General features: G+C 63.8%; 18 protein-coding genes. 4 read left to right on the top strand and 14 right to left on the bottom strand.

Annotated features, from left to right (window positions below):
• Window positions 1-21 precede the first annotated feature (21 nt).
• From AAFG50_RS17425 to AAFG50_RS17415, 3 genes are all read left to right on the top strand, one after another.
• A complete protein-coding gene (locus AAFG50_RS17425; protein ID WP_028170806.1) occupies window positions 22-846 on the top strand; it encodes a carbohydrate ABC transporter permease in 825 nt (274 codons plus the stop codon).
• A 29-nt stretch (window positions 847-875) separates the two neighbouring features.
• Entirely contained in the window at window positions 876-2,180 is a 1,305-nt protein-coding gene (locus AAFG50_RS17420) for an ABC transporter substrate-binding protein (RefSeq protein WP_028170805.1), read from the top strand.
• A 71-nt stretch (window positions 2,181-2,251) separates the two neighbouring features.
• Window positions 2,252-3,871 (top strand): inositol monophosphatase family protein, encoded by a 1,620-nt coding sequence (locus AAFG50_RS17415; protein ID WP_063623005.1) that lies wholly within the window; start codon window positions 2,252-2,254, stop codon window positions 3,869-3,871.
• Window positions 3,872-3,877: 6 nt separating this feature from the next.
• Here AAFG50_RS17415 and AAFG50_RS17410 read toward each other — a convergent pair whose 3' ends face one another.
• From AAFG50_RS17410 to AAFG50_RS17390, 5 genes are all read right to left on the bottom strand, one after another.
• Entirely contained in the window at window positions 3,878-4,255 is a 378-nt protein-coding gene (locus tag AAFG50_RS17410) for an NUDIX hydrolase (RefSeq protein ID WP_028170804.1), read from the bottom strand.
• 41 nt (window positions 4,256-4,296) lie between these two features.
• Window positions 4,297-5,316: an alcohol dehydrogenase catalytic domain-containing protein gene (locus AAFG50_RS17405; RefSeq protein WP_028170803.1), complete on the bottom strand. Its 1,020-nt coding sequence runs from the start codon at window positions 5,314-5,316 to the stop codon at window positions 4,297-4,299.
• Window positions 5,317-5,466: 150 nt separating this feature from the next.
• The gene (locus AAFG50_RS17400) at window positions 5,467-6,414 is read right to left on the bottom strand and encodes a sugar-binding transcriptional regulator (RefSeq protein WP_198046586.1); all 948 of its coding nucleotides are present in this window, start codon (window positions 6,412-6,414) and stop codon (window positions 5,467-5,469) included.
• Between the two features lie 97 nt (window positions 6,415-6,511).
• Entirely contained in the window at window positions 6,512-8,041 is a 1,530-nt protein-coding gene (locus AAFG50_RS17395) for an alkaline phosphatase D family protein (protein ID WP_028170801.1), read from the bottom strand.
• Window positions 8,038-8,727: a glycerophosphodiester phosphodiesterase family protein gene (locus tag AAFG50_RS17390; RefSeq protein WP_231166730.1), complete on the bottom strand. Its 690-nt coding sequence runs from the start codon at window positions 8,725-8,727 to the stop codon at window positions 8,038-8,040. The genes AAFG50_RS17395 and AAFG50_RS17390 overlap by 4 nt, the downstream gene beginning before the upstream one ends.
• On the opposite strand from AAFG50_RS17390, the gene AAFG50_RS17385 reads away from it, so the two are divergent.
• Window positions 8,653-8,859, top strand: a complete 207-nt coding sequence (locus AAFG50_RS17385; RefSeq protein WP_231166764.1) for a hypothetical protein — start codon at window positions 8,653-8,655, stop codon at window positions 8,857-8,859. The genes AAFG50_RS17390 and AAFG50_RS17385 overlap by 75 nt on opposite strands.
• On the opposite strand, the gene AAFG50_RS17380 is transcribed toward AAFG50_RS17385, so the two are convergent.
• The 9 genes from AAFG50_RS17380 to AAFG50_RS17340 form a co-directional block, all read right to left on the bottom strand.
• On the bottom strand, window positions 8,809-9,729 hold the full coding sequence (locus AAFG50_RS17380) for an ABC transporter permease subunit (RefSeq protein ID WP_028170799.1): 921 nt from the start codon (window positions 9,727-9,729) through the stop codon (window positions 8,809-8,811). The two genes, AAFG50_RS17385 and AAFG50_RS17380, sit on opposite strands and share 51 nt — an antisense overlap.
• Before the next feature lie 4 nt (window positions 9,730-9,733).
• Window positions 9,734-10,771: an ABC transporter permease subunit gene (locus AAFG50_RS17375; protein ID WP_080667992.1), complete on the bottom strand. Its 1,038-nt coding sequence runs from the start codon at window positions 10,769-10,771 to the stop codon at window positions 9,734-9,736.
• Complete coding sequence (locus AAFG50_RS17370; protein WP_063623004.1) at window positions 10,768-12,099, bottom strand: extracellular solute-binding protein; 1,332 nt, start codon at window positions 12,097-12,099, stop codon at window positions 10,768-10,770. Before AAFG50_RS17370 ends, AAFG50_RS17375 begins: the two co-directional genes overlap by 4 nt.
• Before the next feature lie 170 nt (window positions 12,100-12,269).
• Window positions 12,270-13,895: an FGGY-family carbohydrate kinase gene (locus AAFG50_RS17365; RefSeq protein ID WP_028170796.1), complete on the bottom strand. Its 1,626-nt coding sequence runs from the start codon at window positions 13,893-13,895 to the stop codon at window positions 12,270-12,272.
• A gap of 22 nt (window positions 13,896-13,917) precedes the next feature.
• Window positions 13,918-14,646: an SDR family oxidoreductase gene (locus tag AAFG50_RS17360; protein WP_028170795.1), complete on the bottom strand. Its 729-nt coding sequence runs from the start codon at window positions 14,644-14,646 to the stop codon at window positions 13,918-13,920.
• A 27-nt stretch (window positions 14,647-14,673) separates the two neighbouring features.
• Window positions 14,674-15,930, bottom strand: a complete 1,257-nt coding sequence (locus AAFG50_RS17355; RefSeq protein ID WP_028170794.1) for an ABC transporter permease — start codon at window positions 15,928-15,930, stop codon at window positions 14,674-14,676.
• Window positions 15,927-16,751, bottom strand: coding sequence for an ATP-binding cassette domain-containing protein (locus AAFG50_RS17350; protein WP_028170793.1), 825 nt, complete (start codon window positions 16,749-16,751; stop codon window positions 15,927-15,929). Before AAFG50_RS17350 ends, AAFG50_RS17355 begins: the two co-directional genes overlap by 4 nt.
• A 60-nt stretch (window positions 16,752-16,811) precedes the next feature.
• On the bottom strand, window positions 16,812-17,885 hold the full coding sequence (locus AAFG50_RS17345; RefSeq protein ID WP_028170792.1) for a sugar ABC transporter substrate-binding protein: 1,074 nt from the start codon (window positions 17,883-17,885) through the stop codon (window positions 16,812-16,814).
• 190 nt (window positions 17,886-18,075) lie between these two features.
• A complete protein-coding gene (locus tag AAFG50_RS17340) occupies window positions 18,076-18,960 on the bottom strand; it encodes an AraC family transcriptional regulator (protein WP_028170791.1) in 885 nt (294 codons plus the stop codon).
• Window positions 18,961-18,963: the final 3 nt, after the last annotated feature.

The raw sequence follows: 18,963 nt of genomic DNA, 5'->3' as shown, positions 1-18,963 counted from the left end.
CCTACACCGGTGGCGATCCGGATGCGGCACCTCGTGTCGCTTGCGCTCGTCCATGCGGTGCTGATCGGCGGTGCCGTCTTCATGCTGCTGCCGTTCGTCTTCATGCTGACGAGCGCCATCAAGCCGCCGGGCGAGATCTTCGAGGCGACGTTCCGGCTCTGGCCGCGCCAGTTCTACGGATGGCAGAACTTCGAATCTGCCCTGAGCACCGCGCCACTCCTGCGCTTTCTGCTCAACGGTCTCATCGTCTGCGGCGGAATCCTCGTCGTCCAGCTGCTGGTCGCGATTCCCTGCGCCTATGCGCTCGCCAAGCTGAAATTTCCGGGACGGCCGATCTTGTTTTCGCTGGTCCTGCTCGGACTCTGCATTCCGGTCCAGGCGCCCTCGCTCCCGCTCTACATCGCGTTCGCCGAGCTCGGCATTCTCAATACTTACCTCTCGATGATGATGCCGTTCTTCCTGTCGGTGTTCGCGATTTTCCTGTTCCGCCAGTTCTTCAAGTCCTATCCGGACGAGATCATCCAGGCCGCTCGGCTGGACGGTGTCGGGGAGTTCGAGATCGTGTGGCGCATCGTCGTGCCGAGCGTCTGGCCGGCCATCGCGGCGTTTTCGATCTTCTCTGTCGTGGCGCACTGGAACGACCTGTATTGGCCGCTCATCGTCGTCTCCGACACCAAGCTCGCAACGCCACCGCTCGGCATGATGTACTTCGCCGATTCCGAGCTGGGCTCGAATTACGGGGCGCTCGCCGCCGGCGCCACCATCATCACGGCGCCGCTGGTCATCGCCTTCCTAATTGCACGGCGGCATTTCATCGCCGGCATCACGATGACCGGAATCAAATGACTTCAACCACCGCCAGGGGAGACACCGCCATGCTGCATCGCCGAGACCTCCTGAAGAGTGCCGCGGCCGTCGGGACGACCGCGCTTTCAAGTCCGTTTCTGACGCGGTCGGCCTACGCGCAGGACGTTACGCTGGATGTGCTTTATGCCTTTCCCGCTTTCGCCAAGTTCCATGAGCCGATCGCACAGGAGTTCATGAAGCGGCAGTCGAGCATAAAGATCCAGTTCCGGGCACCGGCGGCGAGCTATGACGAAGGTCATCAGACCATGCTGCGGCAGGCCGTCACCAACCAGCTGCCGGACGTGTACTATTCCGGTTACCACCTGCTCGCCGAGCTCGTGCGCACGCTGGTGAAACGAAACCAGATCACCGAGGTCGCCTCGCTGCTGCAGAAGGAGGACGCCGCCTGGCGCAAGGCCAATTACTCCGACGGGATCCTGACCCTCGGGGCGGTCGACGGCAAGATCTACGGCCTCGCTTTCAACGCGTCGCTGCCGGTCATCTATTTCAACGCGCAGCTCGTGAAGGAGGCGGGCGGCAATCCGGACAAGATGCCCGACAACTGGACGGACATGATCGCCCTCGCCGTCAACATCAAGAGCAAGGGGTCCGATGTCGCCGGCATCGCCTATAACATCCATGACTGGCCCGACGACTGGCTGTTCCGTTCCCTGATCCTGCAAGGTGGCGGCCAGATGCTCGATGCGTCGGAAACCGCTGCCGGTTTCGGCAACGACGCCGGGCGCAACGCGCTCGCTCACTGTCGGAAGTTCGTAGCCGATGCCAAGATGCCGTTGATTGATTGGGACTCCTCGCGTCAGCAGTTCATCGCCGGGAAGATCGGCATTTTCGCCGACACGCCGGCCCGGTTGCGCCAGGTCACCGACCTGATCGGCGACAAGTTCACCTTGCGCACCTGCACCTTCCCGATCGACGACAAGCAAAAGGGTGGGCTGCCCACCGGCGGCAACGCGGCGATCATCACGGCGAAAGATCCGGCGAAGCAGCAGGCCGCCTGGGAGTTCCTGAAATTCGTGAGCGGACCGGAAGCGCAGAAGATCGTGGTTGAGACCACGGGCTACATGCCGACCAATTTGCGCGCCTCGGGGCCCGATTTCCTGGCTCCATTTTACGACAAGAACCCGAACTTCCGCACCGTCTCGCAGCAGATCGAGCGCGCGAAGCCATGGCAGGGCTATCCAGGCGGACAGTCCGTGAAGATCTGGCGCACGCAGCGCGAGATCATCCATGCCGTCATGCGCGGCGAGACGACCGCCGAGGCCGGGCTCGATCGCATGGTCAAGGAAAGCAACGCCTTGATGAAGAGTTCGTAAGCAACGGACAGCCGGCCACAGCAGGTGGCCAAGCGCTGGTAAAGGCCCTTCTCCCCGGAACCAGGACTCCCGTGTTCATCATTGCCCAGCTGAGCGATTTCCATGTGCGTCCGCATGGCAAGAAAGCTTACGGCGACATCGATACCAACGCGATGTTTCACGACGCGATCGACGCCGTGCTGAACCTCGATCCGCAACCCGACTGCGTCGTGGTCAGCGGCGATCTGACGGATTGCGGGCTCGAGGAGGAATACGAGATTGTCGCGGCTGGGCTGGCCAGACTACCGATGCCGGTATTCGTCATTCCCGGCAACCACGATCGGCGCGAGCGGTTCATACAGTCGCTGCGACCACGCCACCGCTATCTTCCGTCCGACGGCTTCATCAACTTTGTCGTGAACGATTTCCCGGTCCGGCTGATTTTCCTCGACAGCGTCGAGGCCGGACGGACCCACGGGACTTTCTGCGCGGCACGGCAGCAGTGGCTACGCGAAGTGCTCGCGGCTGGAGGCGGCAAGCCGACGGTCATTATCATTCATCATCCGCCGTTCCTCGTCGGAGCCGACGGGATGGACGAGCTGGGTATCAGCGAGGCTGCAGCGCTCAACGCAATCATCAAGGACCATCCGGATATCGAACGCGTGCTGTGCGGTCACTATCACCGCTCGATCACGGTGCGCTACGCGGGGACCGTGGGCTACGTGGCGCCAAGCACCGCGCACCAGGTCGCGCTCGACCTGCGGCCCGGCCGTGGTAACCGCTTCATCAAGGAGCCGCCGGGATTTGCCTTGCACCATTGGCGGCCGGACATGGGCATCAGCAGCCATCTCGTTCCGATCGGAGACTATGGTCGCCCGTTCGACATCGCGCCCGATCAGGACGATCCGGGAATCGAGGAGCGCAAGAGCCTTCCGACGCTGTTAGGGCGCGCAGAGGCCGTTGTTGCCGAGGCTGCGGCCAGGCTAGTCGCGATGCAATCCACCCAGTTGCGCACAGAGCGCAAGGACGGGCTCGATATCGTCACCGAGGCGGATCTTGCCTCCGAGGCGATCGTCGTCGCGGGCTTGAAGGCGCTGACGCCCGATGCCGGCATCCTGGCCGAGGAGAGCGGCGCGAGCCAAGGGGACAATGCTGCGCGCTGGATCATCGATCCACTCGACGGCACGATCAACTACGCGCGGGGACTGCCGTGGTTTTCCGTGACGGTCGCCTACGAGGTCGGCGGTGAGACGAAACTTGGCCTGATCAACGCTCCCAAGATCGGACTGACTGCGCGCTATCTCGCGGGGGAAGGTGCAACGATCGATGGCGTGCCCGCCCGCGTCTCCACGACGCGTTCGCTGTCGGATGCGGTCGTCTCGGTGATTCTGACCTCGCATTTCTCGCTCGACGAAGTCCAGCGGACGACACGTGTCATCGAACTGCTCGGCAAAGTGGCGCGCGGCGTGCGTATCGTCGTCTCGGGCGCCTTCGAGACGACGATGGTGGCCTCGGGTCGCCTGGACGGCTTTGTCTCCTTGAAAGCCGACATCGTTTCGCACGCTGCCGCGTTGCCGATGGTGTGGGCCGGCGGCGGGAAGGTCACGACACTGACGGGGCGTCCGTGCCGCAACGACGATCTCGACAAGATCGCCTCCAACGGATTGATCCACGAGGAATTGCTGGCGCTGTTGCGCCAGGCGCTGGAGTGACCGGGCTTATCTCGGAAACAGCTTATCGCGGATGTAGCGCGAGGTCGGGGTCAGTCTGGCGCCGCGCGGCTTGCGCCAAACCGCTCGATCGATCTCCTTCTTGTCGCCGACCTTCAGGCGCCCCGACACCTTCTTGGCCAGGAAGATCGCATCACTCATCCGCCGGCCGGTTCGGCTCTTTCTCGCTTTCACTTCCTTCCATAGTTTCAACGGCCCGAGCTTCAGCTTGGGAAGCTCCTCCTTGATCTCACGACGAAGGCAGCTCCTGTCGCTCTCGCCTGCTCTCCTTCGGCCGCCGGGAAACATCCAGAGCCCGTCGCGCCTGCGGCGCACCATGAGAACGCGCCCTTTTTTTGCGACGACCAACTTCGACGATTTCGCCATTGGCACCAGTCCTGCCGAGCACTTGCGAGATAGTGCTCAATCTACGGGCAGATGATCGCCTTGATGATGCCATCGCGCCGCGCGACCTGCTGCTCGAACGCGGCAGGCGTCTGGTCGAGCGAGAATCGATGCGTGGCCAGCGGCGCCAGCTTGACCTGCCCGCCTTGCGCAAGCGCGATGGCGCGCGGATAAACTTCCGGCATGCGTCGTGAAAACTTGATCGACAGGCCCTTTCGACGCGACTCCGCGCCGCTGAGGATGTACTGATTATTCTCCGGGATGCCGACGAGGACGACCCGGCCACCGATACGGGCGCAGCGCGCCGCATGCTCGAAGCCGTGCGATGAGTCGGTTGCCTCGATCACCAGATCGACGCCGCGGCCTTCGGTGGCGTCACCGACCTCGGCGTAGCTGCGGCATGCTACGTCCGCCCCGAGGTCGCAGGCCAGTTCAGTACGCTGCTCGACGGGGTCGATCGCGATGATCTTTCCGCTACCTGCAAGCCGCGCCAGTTGCACGAGCAGCAATCCCACCGGCCCGCAGCCGAGCACCGCCACGCTTTCCAGAAGCCGCGGGTGCGCCAGATCCATCGCATGGATCGCGACGCCAAGCGTCTCCAAGATCGCCGCGCCGGCCGGGTCGATGCTGTCAGGCACCAGATGCACGGCGGATCGGGGCACGCAGACAAATTCGGCCATGGCGCCGTTGTGAGGCGCGTAGCCCAGGAATTTCACGTTGGGGCAGAGATTGGTGTGACCGCGGTGACACCATTCGCAACGGCCGCAGGGAATGGAAGGATCGACCGCCACCAACGCGTCGGCCGAGAACCCCGCTTTTCGCGCCGAGTCCGGCGTGAGGACACCCGAGAACTCGTGGCCCAGGACGAATGGTCTGACGCGCGTCGGGCCAGTTGTTCCGCCCTCGAGATAGGAATGCAAGTCGCTGCCGCAGACGCCGACGGCCTTGACGCGGACGATGAGCTCGTCCTCCGCTAGCGGCATCGGCTCGGGGATATCGAGGACGCGGATATCACGAATGTCTTGGAGCACCGCAGCGCGCATGTCGACGCCATCCTTCTGAGCAATTGTCTCCCCTATATTACATATGTAACCATGGAGTGACAAATGCTTTTGCAGGCGTTTCGGCCCGCGCGCGGGCTGTCGCACCCGGTGCTGAAGGCGCGGGATCCCGTCTCCGTTGCGAGAATGCGGCTATTTTTGCTTGTCGATCAGTTTCAGCGCGGCGACGGCGGTGTTCTCGTCCGTCACCAGCACCTTGCCGATCCGGCCGCGCAGCACCGCGGCGATGATCGGCGCCTTGTTGAGCCCCCCGGCGATCAGCATCGACGTCGGCACGCGTGCCAGCTTCTCGAGCGGCAGCGCGATGGCGCGGCTGTTGATGCCGTGATCTATGGGCCGGCCGGTCTTGTCGAGAAACTGCGCCAGGACGTCGCCGACGGCACCTGCCGCCCGCAGGTGTTCGGCACGAACGTCCGGCGGCAGCCCATGCCGCATCAGCAGCGAGCGCGGCGTCAGATCTCCCATGCTCAACAGCGCTAGATCGATCTTCTCAACGCTGTTCAGCACCTCCTGATAGACCTCTTGGGCCAGGAAGGTGTCGCGCGAGCGCCGGCTGCTGACAAAGATCGGGGCGGCCAGATAGCTGCACTGGGCGTGCAGCCGGCGCGCAAGCTCACCGGCAATTTCGAAGGTGTTGAGCTCGAGTCCGCGCGACAGGCCCCCCATCATGGAGACGATCGACAGTTCGGGATAGTCCGCCGGCGTGACGTAGCGGATGGTCTCGCGCAAGGTCGCGCCCCAGCCGATACCGATGATGCGCGGCCGCTTCTGTTCGAGGAACTTCGATAAATACGCGCCCGCCGCCATCCCGATCAGGCTGCCGACCTGCTCGGGATTCTCCGGGCTCGGGATGACGACCGCGTCCTCGAGACCGCATTCCCGGCGCAAGCGGTGCTCCAACTCCGTGCAGCTCGCAAAGGCGGAGTTGAGGCGGATGTTGACGATACCGGTCTGCCGGGCATCCGACAGCATGCGATTGACGCGAGCGCGGGTCAGCCCCAGCCGCTCGCCGATCTCGGCTTGGGTCAGGTTCTCCATGTAGTAGAGCCAAGCGACCCGCAGGATGGTTTGATCAGTCACGGCGCAGCCCCCCGCAGCGGCCTCAAGGCACAGTCGGACGTCGGAGCATTTGAGGCGATCTTTCGTTGGTCGTCAAATCTCTGCCATGCGGATTTCGTCATGCGGCCCTCGCGCCCGGCACGCCATCCTCGACCACAAAGCTCGTCAGCCGGCGCACGGCGCTTCCCGCGTCCTTGACGTCGTCGAGCGCCTCGAATCCCACAGTGCAATGCCGGGCGTCGAGCTCCACGGTCGCATAGCCCCGCTTGTCGCCACGCGCATAGACCAGATGTGGATTCTCCGCCAGCGCCTTGCGCACGCTGGCTTCGCTCGGACCGTCTGAGGTGATCGACGTGCCGACGAACTCGGTCGCAATGGTCGGTCCATCCGCCCGGGCGAAATCATGCTTCAGATCGGCGGTAAAGAAGGCGTGGCGGTCGCCGCCGATCACGATCGGATTGCGCGGGCGATGCGCCACGAGCGAATCAAGAAGACGGCGGCGTGCATTGGGATAGCCATCCCAGCCGTCCATCCAGAAATGCGCGCCATCGTCCCCTTCCCGCTTGTCCTGCGCCATCAATGTCTGCTGCGCGACGATGGTCCAGCGGCCGCGGCAATCGCGCAGGCGCGCATCGAGCCATTGCTCCTGCTCCTGGCCCAACATCGTCCGCGCTTCGTCGGTCCGGCCTGCACAGTCCCTCACCCAAGTCGGCCGCCCGCTTCCGACACAGGCGGATGTCGAGCGATACTGCCGATCGTCGAGCAACAGCACGTCGAGCGTCTCGCCGAAGCGGTAGTGCTCATAGATCGTGGCGTCCGCACCGCGGGGCCGCGCCGAGGGCGGCAGCGGCATGTGCTCGTAATAGGCCTGATAGGAGGCCGCGCGGATCTTCAGGAACTGAGCGGCATCGCGCACGGTGTAGGAGCGATCATTGGCATAATCGTCCATTACCTCGTGGTCGTCCCAGACCGAGAGCCAGGGAAAGGCGGCGTGCGCCGCTTGCAGGTCGGGATCGCCCTTGTAGAGCGCGTAGCGGTTGCGGAATTCCTCGAGCGTCGTCGGAATTCCAACGCCATGCTGGCGGACGTGGCGCGATCCCCAGGATTTCTCGTAGATGTAGTCGCCCAGATGCATGACGAAGTCGAGATCGCGCGCGGCCATGTCGCGGTAGGCGGTAAAATAGCCCTGCTCGTATTGTTGGCAGGATGCGAAAGCAAAACGTAAAGGCCGCGCCGCCCTGGCGGGCGCGGTGCGGGTGCGCCCGACCGGGCTGAGCGCCGGGCCGGCACGGAAGCGATACCAGTAGACGCGGTCCGGCCGCAGCCCCGTCGCCTCGGCATGCACGGAATGCGCAAGTTCCGCGGTCGTCCGCACGACGCCGTGGGAGGCGACGCGCGAGAAGGCCTCGTCCTCCGCAACCTGCCATTCGACGTCCACTGCCGCGTCCCGCATGCCGCCGCCCTCGAGCGGCTGCGGAGCAAGGCGGGTCCACAGGATGACGCGATCCTCACGCGGGCATCCGGAGGCGACGCCGAGCGTGAAAGGATCTGCGCTGAATGAGACCGGCGCTGCCCGCACGAACCCGGCGGGCGCGGCCAAGGCGGCGCTCGCCAGCGATCCCACGAGAAAGCGACGGCGGGGAATCATGGGCGCGCCGGCATCGTTTCGAGCCTGCGGCGAATGCTCACGGCGAGATCCGGCCGATCGGTCGTGATCTGCCGCACCGGTTGGGCAAGCCAGTAAGCGATCTCCTCTGGCTCGTTGGTCACCCATGCACCGAGACGCTCGGATCCGAGCATCTTGAGGGCGAGCGGCAACGCGAGCCCTAGGAGTGATTTTTCGACCGCGACGATGCAGCCGGGAATGGCGGCCAATTGAGCAAACGCGGGCTTAATTCCGCCCATCATCTCTGCCGAACGACGGTCGAGCGAAACGAGCACCCGCGCCTCCGGCCACCGCCGGAGCACGGTCTCGATCACGCCGGGCACGAAGCAGGTGATGACGGCACGCCGTTCCAGGCCCCGGCGCTTGATCTCGCTGATCAGCCGCGCCTCGAGGCCCGAATAGGAATTGCCAAGCGCATCCGTCTTGATCTCGATGTGGAGTTCGAGCTCGGTTTCGCTGAACACGTCGAGCACCTCGTCCAGGGTCGGAATGCACTCATCACCGGCATCGCGAAGACGTGTTGCCGTCAAGCGTCGCAGGCTGCGCTCGCCCACCGGTCCGCTCTCGAATGTGGTGCGGTCGAGCAGCGGATCATGGATCACGACAAGCCCGCCGTCCGTGCTCTGATGGACGTCGAACTCGACCGCATCGACGCCCTCCTTGCACAGGTTGCGGAAGCCCGTCAGGCTATTCTCCGGCCAAAGATTGCGTCCGCCGCGATGCCCGGCGATGAAAACCATGATCAGTCCCTATTTGCTGCTGTCGATAAGACCCTTGATGAACCAGCGCTGCAACAATAGGACGACCAACACCGGCGGCAACATCGTGAGGAGCGCACCACTCATGGCGATGTTCCAGGCCGGCTCACTGTCGGAGCGGGGGATCAGGCCCTTCAACGCAATGACCGCCGTTACCATGTCCTTATCGGTCGTGAACAGCAATGGCCAGAGATATTGATTCCAGCCGAACAGGAACAGGATGATGGCGAGCGCCATCATGTTCGGAACGGACAGCGGCAGCAGGATGCTCCAGAAGAAGTGCAGCGGCGAGGCGCCATCCAGCCTCGCCGCCTCGCACAGCTCCTCCGGGATCGTCAGGAAGAATTGGCGAAAAAGGAACGTGGCAGTGGCTGAGGCGATCAGCGGAAGGATCAGCCCCGGATAGGTGTTGACCATGTTCCATTCGAGCGTGATCGCGACGTCGTGACCACTGATCCAGCCCCAGAGATCCGCGGCATGCAGCGTGTCCAAGAGCCATTGCAGGGGCAGCGCCGCATTTGCCACGGCTTCGAAGGTCGGCACGATCCGGACCTCGATCGGCAGCATCAGCGACGTGAAGATCAGCCAGAATGCGAGCATTCGATAGCGGAATCGGAAGTAGGTGATGGCGAAGGCCGAGAGCAGCGATACCGCGATCTTGCCGGCCGTGATGCCGAGCGCCACGATAATCGAATTGGCGAAGGTGCGGCTGAAATTGCCCTTGCTCCAGGCCAACTGCAGATTGTCGAAGAACTGGCCTCCCGGCAGCCATGGCAACGGCACTTTCTGCACCTCGGCCACCGTGAGCGAGCCAGCCACGAACGCGAAATACAGCGGTACGCAGACCATCAGCGCGCCGGCGATCAAGATCGCGTGGCAGAGCATGTTAAGGACCGGTGAGCGTTCCACCATGCGGCTAGACCCCGTAGTTGACCTTGCGGTCGAAGTAGCGGAATTGCAGCAGCGTGCAGATCAGCGCAAAGCTCATCAAGAGAACCGACTGTGCAGCCGAAGAGCCGAGATCGAGATTGACGAAGCCGTCGACGAAGACCTTGTAGACCAGAATGTTGGTTGCACCGGCCGGGCCGCCTTTGGTCACGGCATCGATGATGGCGAAGGTTTCGAAGAAGCCATAGATGAAGTTCATCACCGTGAGGAAGAAGATGGTCGGCCCGAGCATCGGCAGCGCGATCGAGACGAAGCGGCGGATCGGTCCCGCGCCATCCACGGCGGCAGCCTCCATCAGCGACACCGGCACCGCGAGCAACCCCACGACCAGAAAGATGTAGTCGTAGCAGATGTGCTTCCATGACGCGGCCAGCGTCACCAGGATCAGCGCATCGGTCGGATTGAGGTTGGGGTCCCATGCAATACCGAGCCCGTGCAGCACCTGCGCGAGCGGGCCGACCGCCGGATTGAACAAAAAGGCCCACAGGATGCCGGCGATCGCCGGCGCGATGGCATATGGCAGCAGGATGATCGTGCGATAGGCCGAACGGCCGCGTACGATCCTGTCAGTGGCAAAGGCCAGCACGAGCGCGCTGCCCAATGTGAGCACGTTCTGCGCCACCGTGAACCAGAACGTCACCGCGATCGACTGGCGGTAGTCGTTACTCGCAAGCAGCGTCTTGAAATTGTCGAACCACACGAACTGGACGTTGGTCCCGAACGGATCGCTGAGCAGAACAGACTGCATCAGCGCCCGCAGCGACGGAATGAAGAAGAAGAACAGCAGGATCAGCAATTGCGGCAGCAACAGCAGCGTCGGCAGGCCGGGACCGTCGCCGAAATTGGCCCGCTTCAGCCCGGCCTCCTCACGCCGCCGCGTTCTCCCTGACGTATGCGATCTGCCGGCGGCAGCCGCCGGCACGGCCTTGGACCCACCGCCCCTGTGCCTTCCCTGAAGCACGGGTGCGCGTGCCTCGCGCCACGGGATGGACAGGCGCGACGTCATGGACGATCGGCTTCCGGAGTCTTCCCGGCATTCAGCTTTTCGAACTGCCGCAGGATCTCGTTACCCCGCTTGACTGCGTCATCCATGGCCTCCTGCGGCTGCTTCTGACCGGCGAACACCGCCTCGACCTCCTGGCGCTGGGCCAGCATCGTCTGCACGAAGTTGCCGAAGCGGAAGCCGCGCGAGTTCTCGTTCGGCGTGCCGCGCGAGAGTTGCAGCACCGCGATCTCCCTGGTCGGATGATCCTTGTAATAGCCCCGCTCCCGTGCGAGCGCATAGGCGCGATTGGTGGCGGGAACATAGCCGGTTGCGCCATGCCACCAGACCTGGGTTTCCGGCTGCGCGACGAAATCCAGAAAGGCTGCGACGGCCTCGTATCGCTCCGGCGTGTGGCCCTTCATGACCCAGATGGCCCCACCCCCGATGGTGCTATTGAGAGGCGGATTGATGTCGCTCTCGTGCGGCAGGAAGGTGGCGCTCCAATTGATGGTCGCATTGCGCTCGATGTTGCCGTGCGATGCGGTCGAATTGACGAAGGTAGAACACCGGCCCGACGTGAACAATTGTTCGGGACTGAAGCCCTGGCCCGCGATCTGCATCACGCCGTCGTCGAGCCATTTCTTGAGCCGTGCGACTTGCGAGACCACCTTCGTCTTGTTGTAGACGAACTCGGTGCCGAGCCCGTCGAAACCGTTCGCGAGCGTACCGTAAGGCTGGTTGTTGATGGCGCTGTAGTTCTCGAGCAGGCTCCAATAGAAGTCGCCGGGCAGCACCGTGCCGCACTCGCTGATCCCCTTGGACTTGATGGTATAGAGCTGCTTCTCCAGCTCCTGCCAGGTGTCGGCCGGCTTGTCAAAGCCCGCCTTCTGGAAGTGATCCTTATTGTACCAGAAGATCGGCGTCGACGAGTTGAAGGGCATCGCCGACATCCGGCCCTTGTAGCTCCAGAAGCTTGCCACGGGTTTGATGAAGTCCGAGAAGTCGATCTTGTAACCCTTCTGCTCCACCAGATCCTGCACGGGGACAATGGCCCCTGAAAGCAGCATCGTCATGTAACCGCGCTCGGCGATCTGCACCATCTCCGGCGGCCGCTTGGCGCGATAGGCGGCGATCACGCCGTTGGTCACCTCATCATAGTTCCCCTTGGCGACCGCGACGACCGTGTACTTGTCCTGCGACTTGTTGAACTTCTCGACCAGCTCATTGAGCCGGTCGCCGAGGACGCCACTCATGGCGTGCCACCACTGGACCTCGACCCGCGCCTGCGCCGGACCAACCAATGCCAACGCGCCGAACAAGGCCGCAATGAATGCGACTTTCCTACCCATGGGCAGCCCTCCCTCGCCGGGCAAAAAGACCCGGATTATACATTTGTATTTTTATAATGACATATGTGTCGAGATGATGAAAGAGGGTCGAATGTCCTCTCCAACGCAGGCCGCGCCCGACGTTGGATGCAAGCCGTGCCTGGGTACGCCCGGTCCAGCTGGCAATGGGGCTACGTAGCACTTCTTATGGCCCGACCGACCTTCTGCAGGGCCTCGAAGGCTCGAAAGCGCCGATCGGCCCAGTCTGCGAGAGCGGCCTGGGGTCGAGAGATGTCTCCCATAACCGACATCGCCTGCATCGCCTCGCCGAGATTGGCATGGTCGCCCGATGCAACTGATCCAAGCATCGCGGAGCCGAGCAGGACGGCCTCCGGGGATGCCGACGCAGCCACCGTCAAACCCGTCATATCGGCGAGGACTTGCCGCACAAGGCGGCTCTTTGCGGCGCCACCGCTGACCACGATCGTATCGACCGCGATGCCCTTGTCCTGCTGGGCGCGAACGATCTGCCTGGCCCCGCAACCGAGACCGCACAGCCCGGCAAGATAAAGCGCCACCAGGCTCTCCAGATCCGAGCGCGTATCGAGCCCCGCAATCAGCGCACGCGCGTCAGGGTCCGCGAACGGCGCGCGATTGCCGAGGAATTCCGGGACGACATGAACCTCGCCGACCAATTGCGGAATCATTCCGTCACCGCCGCGGGATTCGGTTTCCGAAGCGAGCCAATCGGCAAGCGTCTGCTGCTTCTGGTTGGCAGCCTGCGTTGCTTGCGCGGAATGCGGATGCATCTGCAACAGATGCTCGATCGCTGCGCCAGCCGCCGACTGCCCGCCTTCATTGAGCCAAAGCCCCGGCACCATGGCAGAGTAATAGGGTCCCCAAACGCCGGGAACGAAGGACGGATCCGGCGTGGTCGTCATGGTACAGGCGGACGTTCCGAACACATAGGCCATGCGCGTCAGCACCGTGCCCGCTGGGCCGCGCGCACCCACCGTACCAACACCGCCGGCATGTGCATCGATGAGGCCGGCAGCGACCGGCGTACCCGTCGCGAGTCCGAGATCGGCCGCAGCCTCCGCCGTCAGGCCCGCCGTCAACCCCGTTCCGCCGGGCACGATCTCGGTGCCGATCCTGCGGAACTGCTCGTCCGCCAGCACGCCGAGGCCGACCCTGCGGAAGAATTGATCGTCCCATCGGTTTTCATGACCCAGATAGGTCCACTTGCACGTCACGGTACAGATGGAGCGAGACAGGCTCCCCGTCGCACGCCAGGTGAGAAAATCGGTCAAGTCCATGAACTGCCACGCACGGGAAAACGTGTCGGGCATGTTTTCGGCGAGCCACAACAGTTTCGGCGTCTCCATCTCGGGCGAGATCGTTCCGCCGACATAGTCGAGAACCGTCTCGCCCGTCTGGTTGATCCGGCGCGCCTGATCGGCGGCGCGGTGATCCATCCATACGATGACGTTGCGAGCAGGATCGCCCGACAGGCCAACGGGCAGCGGCGCGCCCCCCTCGCCCAGCACCACCAGTGAGCAGGTAGCGTCGAAGCCGATGCCCACGATACTGTCCGGCGCAATGCCGGCCTGCGCCACCGCGCCGCGCACGCTGCGGCATACGGCTCGCCAGATGTCCTCGCTCGACTGCTCGACCACGTCGCCGGTCTCGCGCCAAAGCGCGACAGGCGCGCTATCACTCGCAAGGAGTCTGCCGGAGCGATCGAACACGCCGGCGCGGGCGCTGCCGGTGCCGACATCGATGCCGAGAAAACAGCGGTTACCGGATTGCTTGGTCATCTGGATCGCCGATCGGAAGCTGCTACAGGTCGTTGCTCTGCGGCAGAATGACGAGGTCGCGGATGGTGACGTTCCTCGGACGCGTCAACATGAAGAGCACCGCCTCTGCGACTTCCACCGGCTGCATCAAGCCACCGGCCGCCATCTCCTCCTCGATCTTCGCTTTGGGCCAGTCCTTGAGGAGTGCGGTCACGACCGGACCGGGCGCAACGGCACCGACGCGCAAGCCGTGTTTGGCGACCTGCCGGCGCAGGGTATGCACGAAGGCCTGCACCGCGTGCTTGGACGCGGTGTAGATCGGCTCCCAGACGACGGGGACGAGACCGGCGATCGAACTGGTGACGATGATGTCGCCGCTCTTGCGCTCGACCATATGCGGCAGCACCGCATGAATCGACCGGAACAGCGCATTGATGTTCAGATCGAGCATGCGGTCCCAGGCGTCGGGATCGCCGAGAAGGACCTCGCCGCCGACATAGGCGCCGGCATTGGCGTGGAAGATGTCCAGTTGGCCCGCCTTCTGCAGCACCTGCGGCATCATGGTTGCCACGCTCGCGGGATCCGTGAGGTCGATGCGCAGCGGGATCGCCTGCGCGCCCAGCTCGGCGCAGGCGAGGCTCAGCGCCTCCTCGGCCCGGTCGATCAGCACCACCCGCGCCCCTGCCGCGATCATTGTTCTGGCGCATTCGAGACCGATGCCCGACGCGGCGCCGGTGATCGCGGCAACTTTTCCTGCAAGTTCCTGGGCCAAGGCTTGTCCTTTTCTTGTGAGCGCTATTCAAGCTCGGCCATGGGAAAGGCGTGAGCGCCTTGCCAGCGAATCGACGATGACCGCAATGGCGAGGACGGCGCCCGTTATCATGTACCGTAGCGACGACGATAGATCGAGCAGCGTGAGACCGCTCGCGATGGACTGGATGACGATGACGCCGAGCAATGCGGAATAGGCGCTGCCGCGGCCGCCGAACAGGCTCGTGCCGCCGATGACCGCGGCTGCGATCGCATTCAGGTTCACATCCCCGGTCCCGGCCTGCTGGCTGGACGATGCCAGCCGCGCTGCGGCGAGAATTCCGCCGGCGGCTGCCAGCGTGGCGCACAACACGAACGCCGTCGCATAGACACGGCGGACGTTGATGCCGGCCCGGCGGGCCGCCTCGCGGTTACCGCCGACGGCAGACATCGAGCGGCCCCATTTGGTTCGAGTCAATGCGTAGTTCATGACCACGCACAGGCCGACGAACAGACCGAACATCCAGGGAATGCCGCGCCCGAGATTGAGATAATAGACGACGAATTCGAGCACGATGGTGACCAGCAGTGCCTTCAGCACCATGCGGCCCAGCGAGCTGGCCGATAGCCCCGCCGCCCGCCGGCGCGCGGCCGTCCGGAAGCCGGTCACGAACACGATCAGGCTCGCCACCGCCGCCAGCACATGGGATACGATCGGCGGCATCACGAGCATCTGCCCGAAATTCACCAACGGCGATCCATACGGAAGGTTGATCGAGCCGGAGGAGCCGAGCAGATAAAGCTGAAGCCCGAGCCACCCCAGCAGGCCGGCCAGCGTCGAGACGAAGCTCGGCATTCCCAGACGGTTGAACAGGAACGCATAGAGCGCACCGATGGCCGCGCCCAGCACCAACGCCGTGGCGATTGCCACGGCGACCGGCCAATCCTGACCGACCCAGAGCACGCCAACGAGCGCCGAAGCAAATCCGCTGACCGACCCCACCGACAGATCGATCTCGCCGACCATCAGGATACAGACAATGCCGAGCGCGATCACGCCCACTGTCGAGCAATCGAACAGCAGATTGACCAGATTGTTCGGCGCGAGAAATACAGGATTGAGGCTCTCGAACACCGTGCAGATGACGACGAGCCCGACGACCACCGGCAGCGAACCGAGGTCGCCCGACCGCACGCGGTCGACGAAAGCGCCGATGGCGCTTCCAAGCGTGTCCGCATGCTTGACCCGTTCGTCACTGCGGTCGAACAGCCGCCCCGTCGGAGCCTGTTGCGTGTCGTCGGTCATCGACCAAGCTCCGGCGACTGCTGGGCGTGGCGCCGGCTGGCGCGGCGCGAGACCGAATTTTCATCCGCACCGGTAATCGCGGTGACGAGATCCTGGTTGGACGCGCCGGGCTCGAACTCGCCGTTGTTGCGGCCGAGGCGCAGCACCACGATCCGGTCGGCGACCGCGCGGACATCCTCCATGTTGTGGCTGATCATGATGACGCCGAGGCCGCGGGCGCGAACGCGTTCGACGAGGTCGAGCACCTCCGCGGTCTGGGCGACGCCAAGCGCGGCAGTCGGCTCGTCGAGCAGGATGAGCTTCGGCTCGGTCAACAGCGAACGCGCGATCGCCACGGTCTGGCGCTGGCCGCCGGACAGCGACGCAACGGGCTCACGCACGCTCGGGATCCGCGCCGACAATTCGTTGAGCAGCGTCCAGGCGCGGAGCTCCATGGAGACCTCGTCGAGCCGCACTGGATTGAGCTCGCGGCCGAGGAAGATATTTGCGACCACATCAAGATTCTCGCAGAGCGCCAGGTCCTGGAAAACGGTGGCGATGCCGAGGCCGAGTGCGGTGGATGGATCGGACAGGACGACATGTTCACCACGGAATGCGATCGTTCCTGAGGTGGGCTGATGCACGCCGGCCAGAATCTTCACGAGGGTGGATTTGCCAGCACCGTTGTCGCCCACGAGCGCCACGACCTCGCCGGCATGCACGTCGAGATCGACGTTGGTCAGGGCGGACACGGCGCCGAAATGCTTGGAGATTCCGCGAAGACTCAAGACGGGCTTGCGCAGCCCGTCCTGCGTGGGATCGACATCCGAGACCGTGGTCATGTGCCAGTCCGTCCTCTCGTCGCCTGTCCCGGCCGCCGCGCGCGGCCGGGACAGGCGCGGTTACTGCGTGATGCCAAGCTTCTTGCAGCCGGCGGCATATCGGCCGGTGCAGAGCTGATCGGCCGTCTGGATTTTCTTGTCGATGATCTCCGCCTTCAGGTTCTCCTGGGTGACGACCGCCGGCACGAACAGCTTCGATGGCGCATTGAAGAGCGTGGTTTCCGCCTTGGGCGTCTCGCCGGAGAGGAACCTCACCGCCGCCTGGGCGGCCGCAGCGGCCACGATCTCGCTGGGCTTGGAGATCGTGTTGTACTGATCGCCGGAGATGACGAGCTGAAGCGCGGCGATCGTCGCATCGTTGCCCGTCACCGGCGGCACTGGATCGATGCCTGCGGCCTTGAAGGCGGCAATTGCGCCACCGCCGGTGCCGTCATTGGCGGCCACGACGCCGAGGATCTTCTTGCCAAAGCGGGTGACCTGGCCGCTAGCCCATTGCTGCGCCTTCGGCGGCGCCCAGTCCGGCGTGTCGTATTCGGCCAGAATGGGATAGCCGCTCTTGTCGAGACCGGCGTGAATGCCCTTCTTTATGAGTCCGGCGGCGGCATCGGTCGGCGATCCATTGATTTCAAGCACGCCCTCGCCCTCCTTCGCCGTGACGTTGGCGGCCTTGAGATGCTTGACGAGCGATTCGGAGATGGCCTTGCCAATGGCTTCGTTGTCGAAGGACACGTAGAAATCGACCTTGGCGTCGGGGACCGGCCGGTCATAGGCGATGACCTTGATGCCCTGCGACTGTGCCATCTTGACCAAGGACGCTGCAGCGGTGGAGTCGACGGGGTCGAGCACGATGACCTTGGCGCCCTGCGAGATCGCCGCGTTGAACTGCTGTTGCTGCCGCGCGGCATCGGCACTAGCGTTCTGGTAGATCACCTTGCAGCTCTCGCAGAGCTTCTTCATCTCTGCGGCAAAGCCCGGATAATCGTGTTGTTCGTAGCGGGTCGAGGCCTGGTCCGGCATCAGGAAGGCAACAGTTCCGTCCTTTACCTCGGCGGCCTGCGAGTGCATCGCCGTGGTGCCGAGCAGCGAGAGGGCCAGGGCCAGCCTGCCCGCATGTTTCGGGGAGAAGCTTTTCATTCGGACTTTCCTTTCCAGAACTGGAGTGACGTGGTTGATCCTTGGAGATGCGTGCTTCCGTCGCGGTCGGTGATTGAGTGCCGGTGCTGCGCGGCGAATTCCTGGACAAGCGATTCCTGTCGCGGGCTGCCATCGGCATGCCCACGTCATTCTTCCCGGTGTGGTCGTCCTCCTTTGCTATTTTCGCCGGCTAGGCCGCGCGGGCCGTATTGCTGTTTTGCGCGAGCAATCGCCTGAACCGCGAAGGCGGCATGCCTTTCTCGGCCAAGAACTGCCGGTTGAAATTGGAGAGATTGTTGAAGCCGACCTCGAAGCAGATGTCGGTGATGGACGCCTGCTCGTCGCTCATCAGGATCTGACAGGCGAGATTGATGCGGAGCCGCTTGACGTATTGCACCAGCGACATGCCGGTGTGCCGGCGGAAGGAACGCGAGAACGCGCTTTGCGACTGGCCTGCGATCGCCGCGAGCTCAGCTTCACCGAAAGGCTGCGTCAGGTTCTGCCGGATGAAGGCGAGCGCCTTGTTCATCCCTGCGGACATGTATCCCGAGGGGTCAGGCAAATAGTTCGGGCTGGAGAGCGGACGCGCGCTTCGGGCGCGGGAGAGCGTTCCCAGGATCATCAGGAACAGCTCGATCCGGCGCACACCGTTCGCCGCCGCGATCTCCTCCATCAGCGGAGCAATCTTGTCGCTGGTGCTGCGGGTGAAGAGCGCGCCGCGCCGCGAGAATTCCAGCAGCGCAGCAAGGCCCGAGAGCTCGGGCATGACCTTCGTGAGGTCGCCGATGAATTCCTCGCTGAACTGCAGGATGCGTCCGCGCAGCGGGATGGTGCTCCCCGGCGGCAGATCGCTCACCCAATTGTGCGGCAGGTTGGGGCCGGTCAGCACGAGATTGCCCGGCTCGAACTCGCCGATGAAGTCGCCGACGAAATACCGACCGCTGGTTGCCACGACCTGGTGCAGCTCGTATTCAGGGTGGAAATGCCAACGGACCGTGTGGAATGGGTAGCCGTGCGACCACGCCTTGAACGATTCGCCGCGCCGTATCTGGACAACTTCCAGGTCCGGTTCCATATC

This window comes from Bradyrhizobium sp. B039 (genome assembly GCF_038965675.1).
Lineage (GTDB): Bacteria > Pseudomonadota > Alphaproteobacteria > Rhizobiales > Xanthobacteraceae > Bradyrhizobium > Bradyrhizobium diazoefficiens.
Note: the sequence above shows the minus strand (reverse complement) of the source record. Positions and strands in the feature narration are given on the sequence as shown.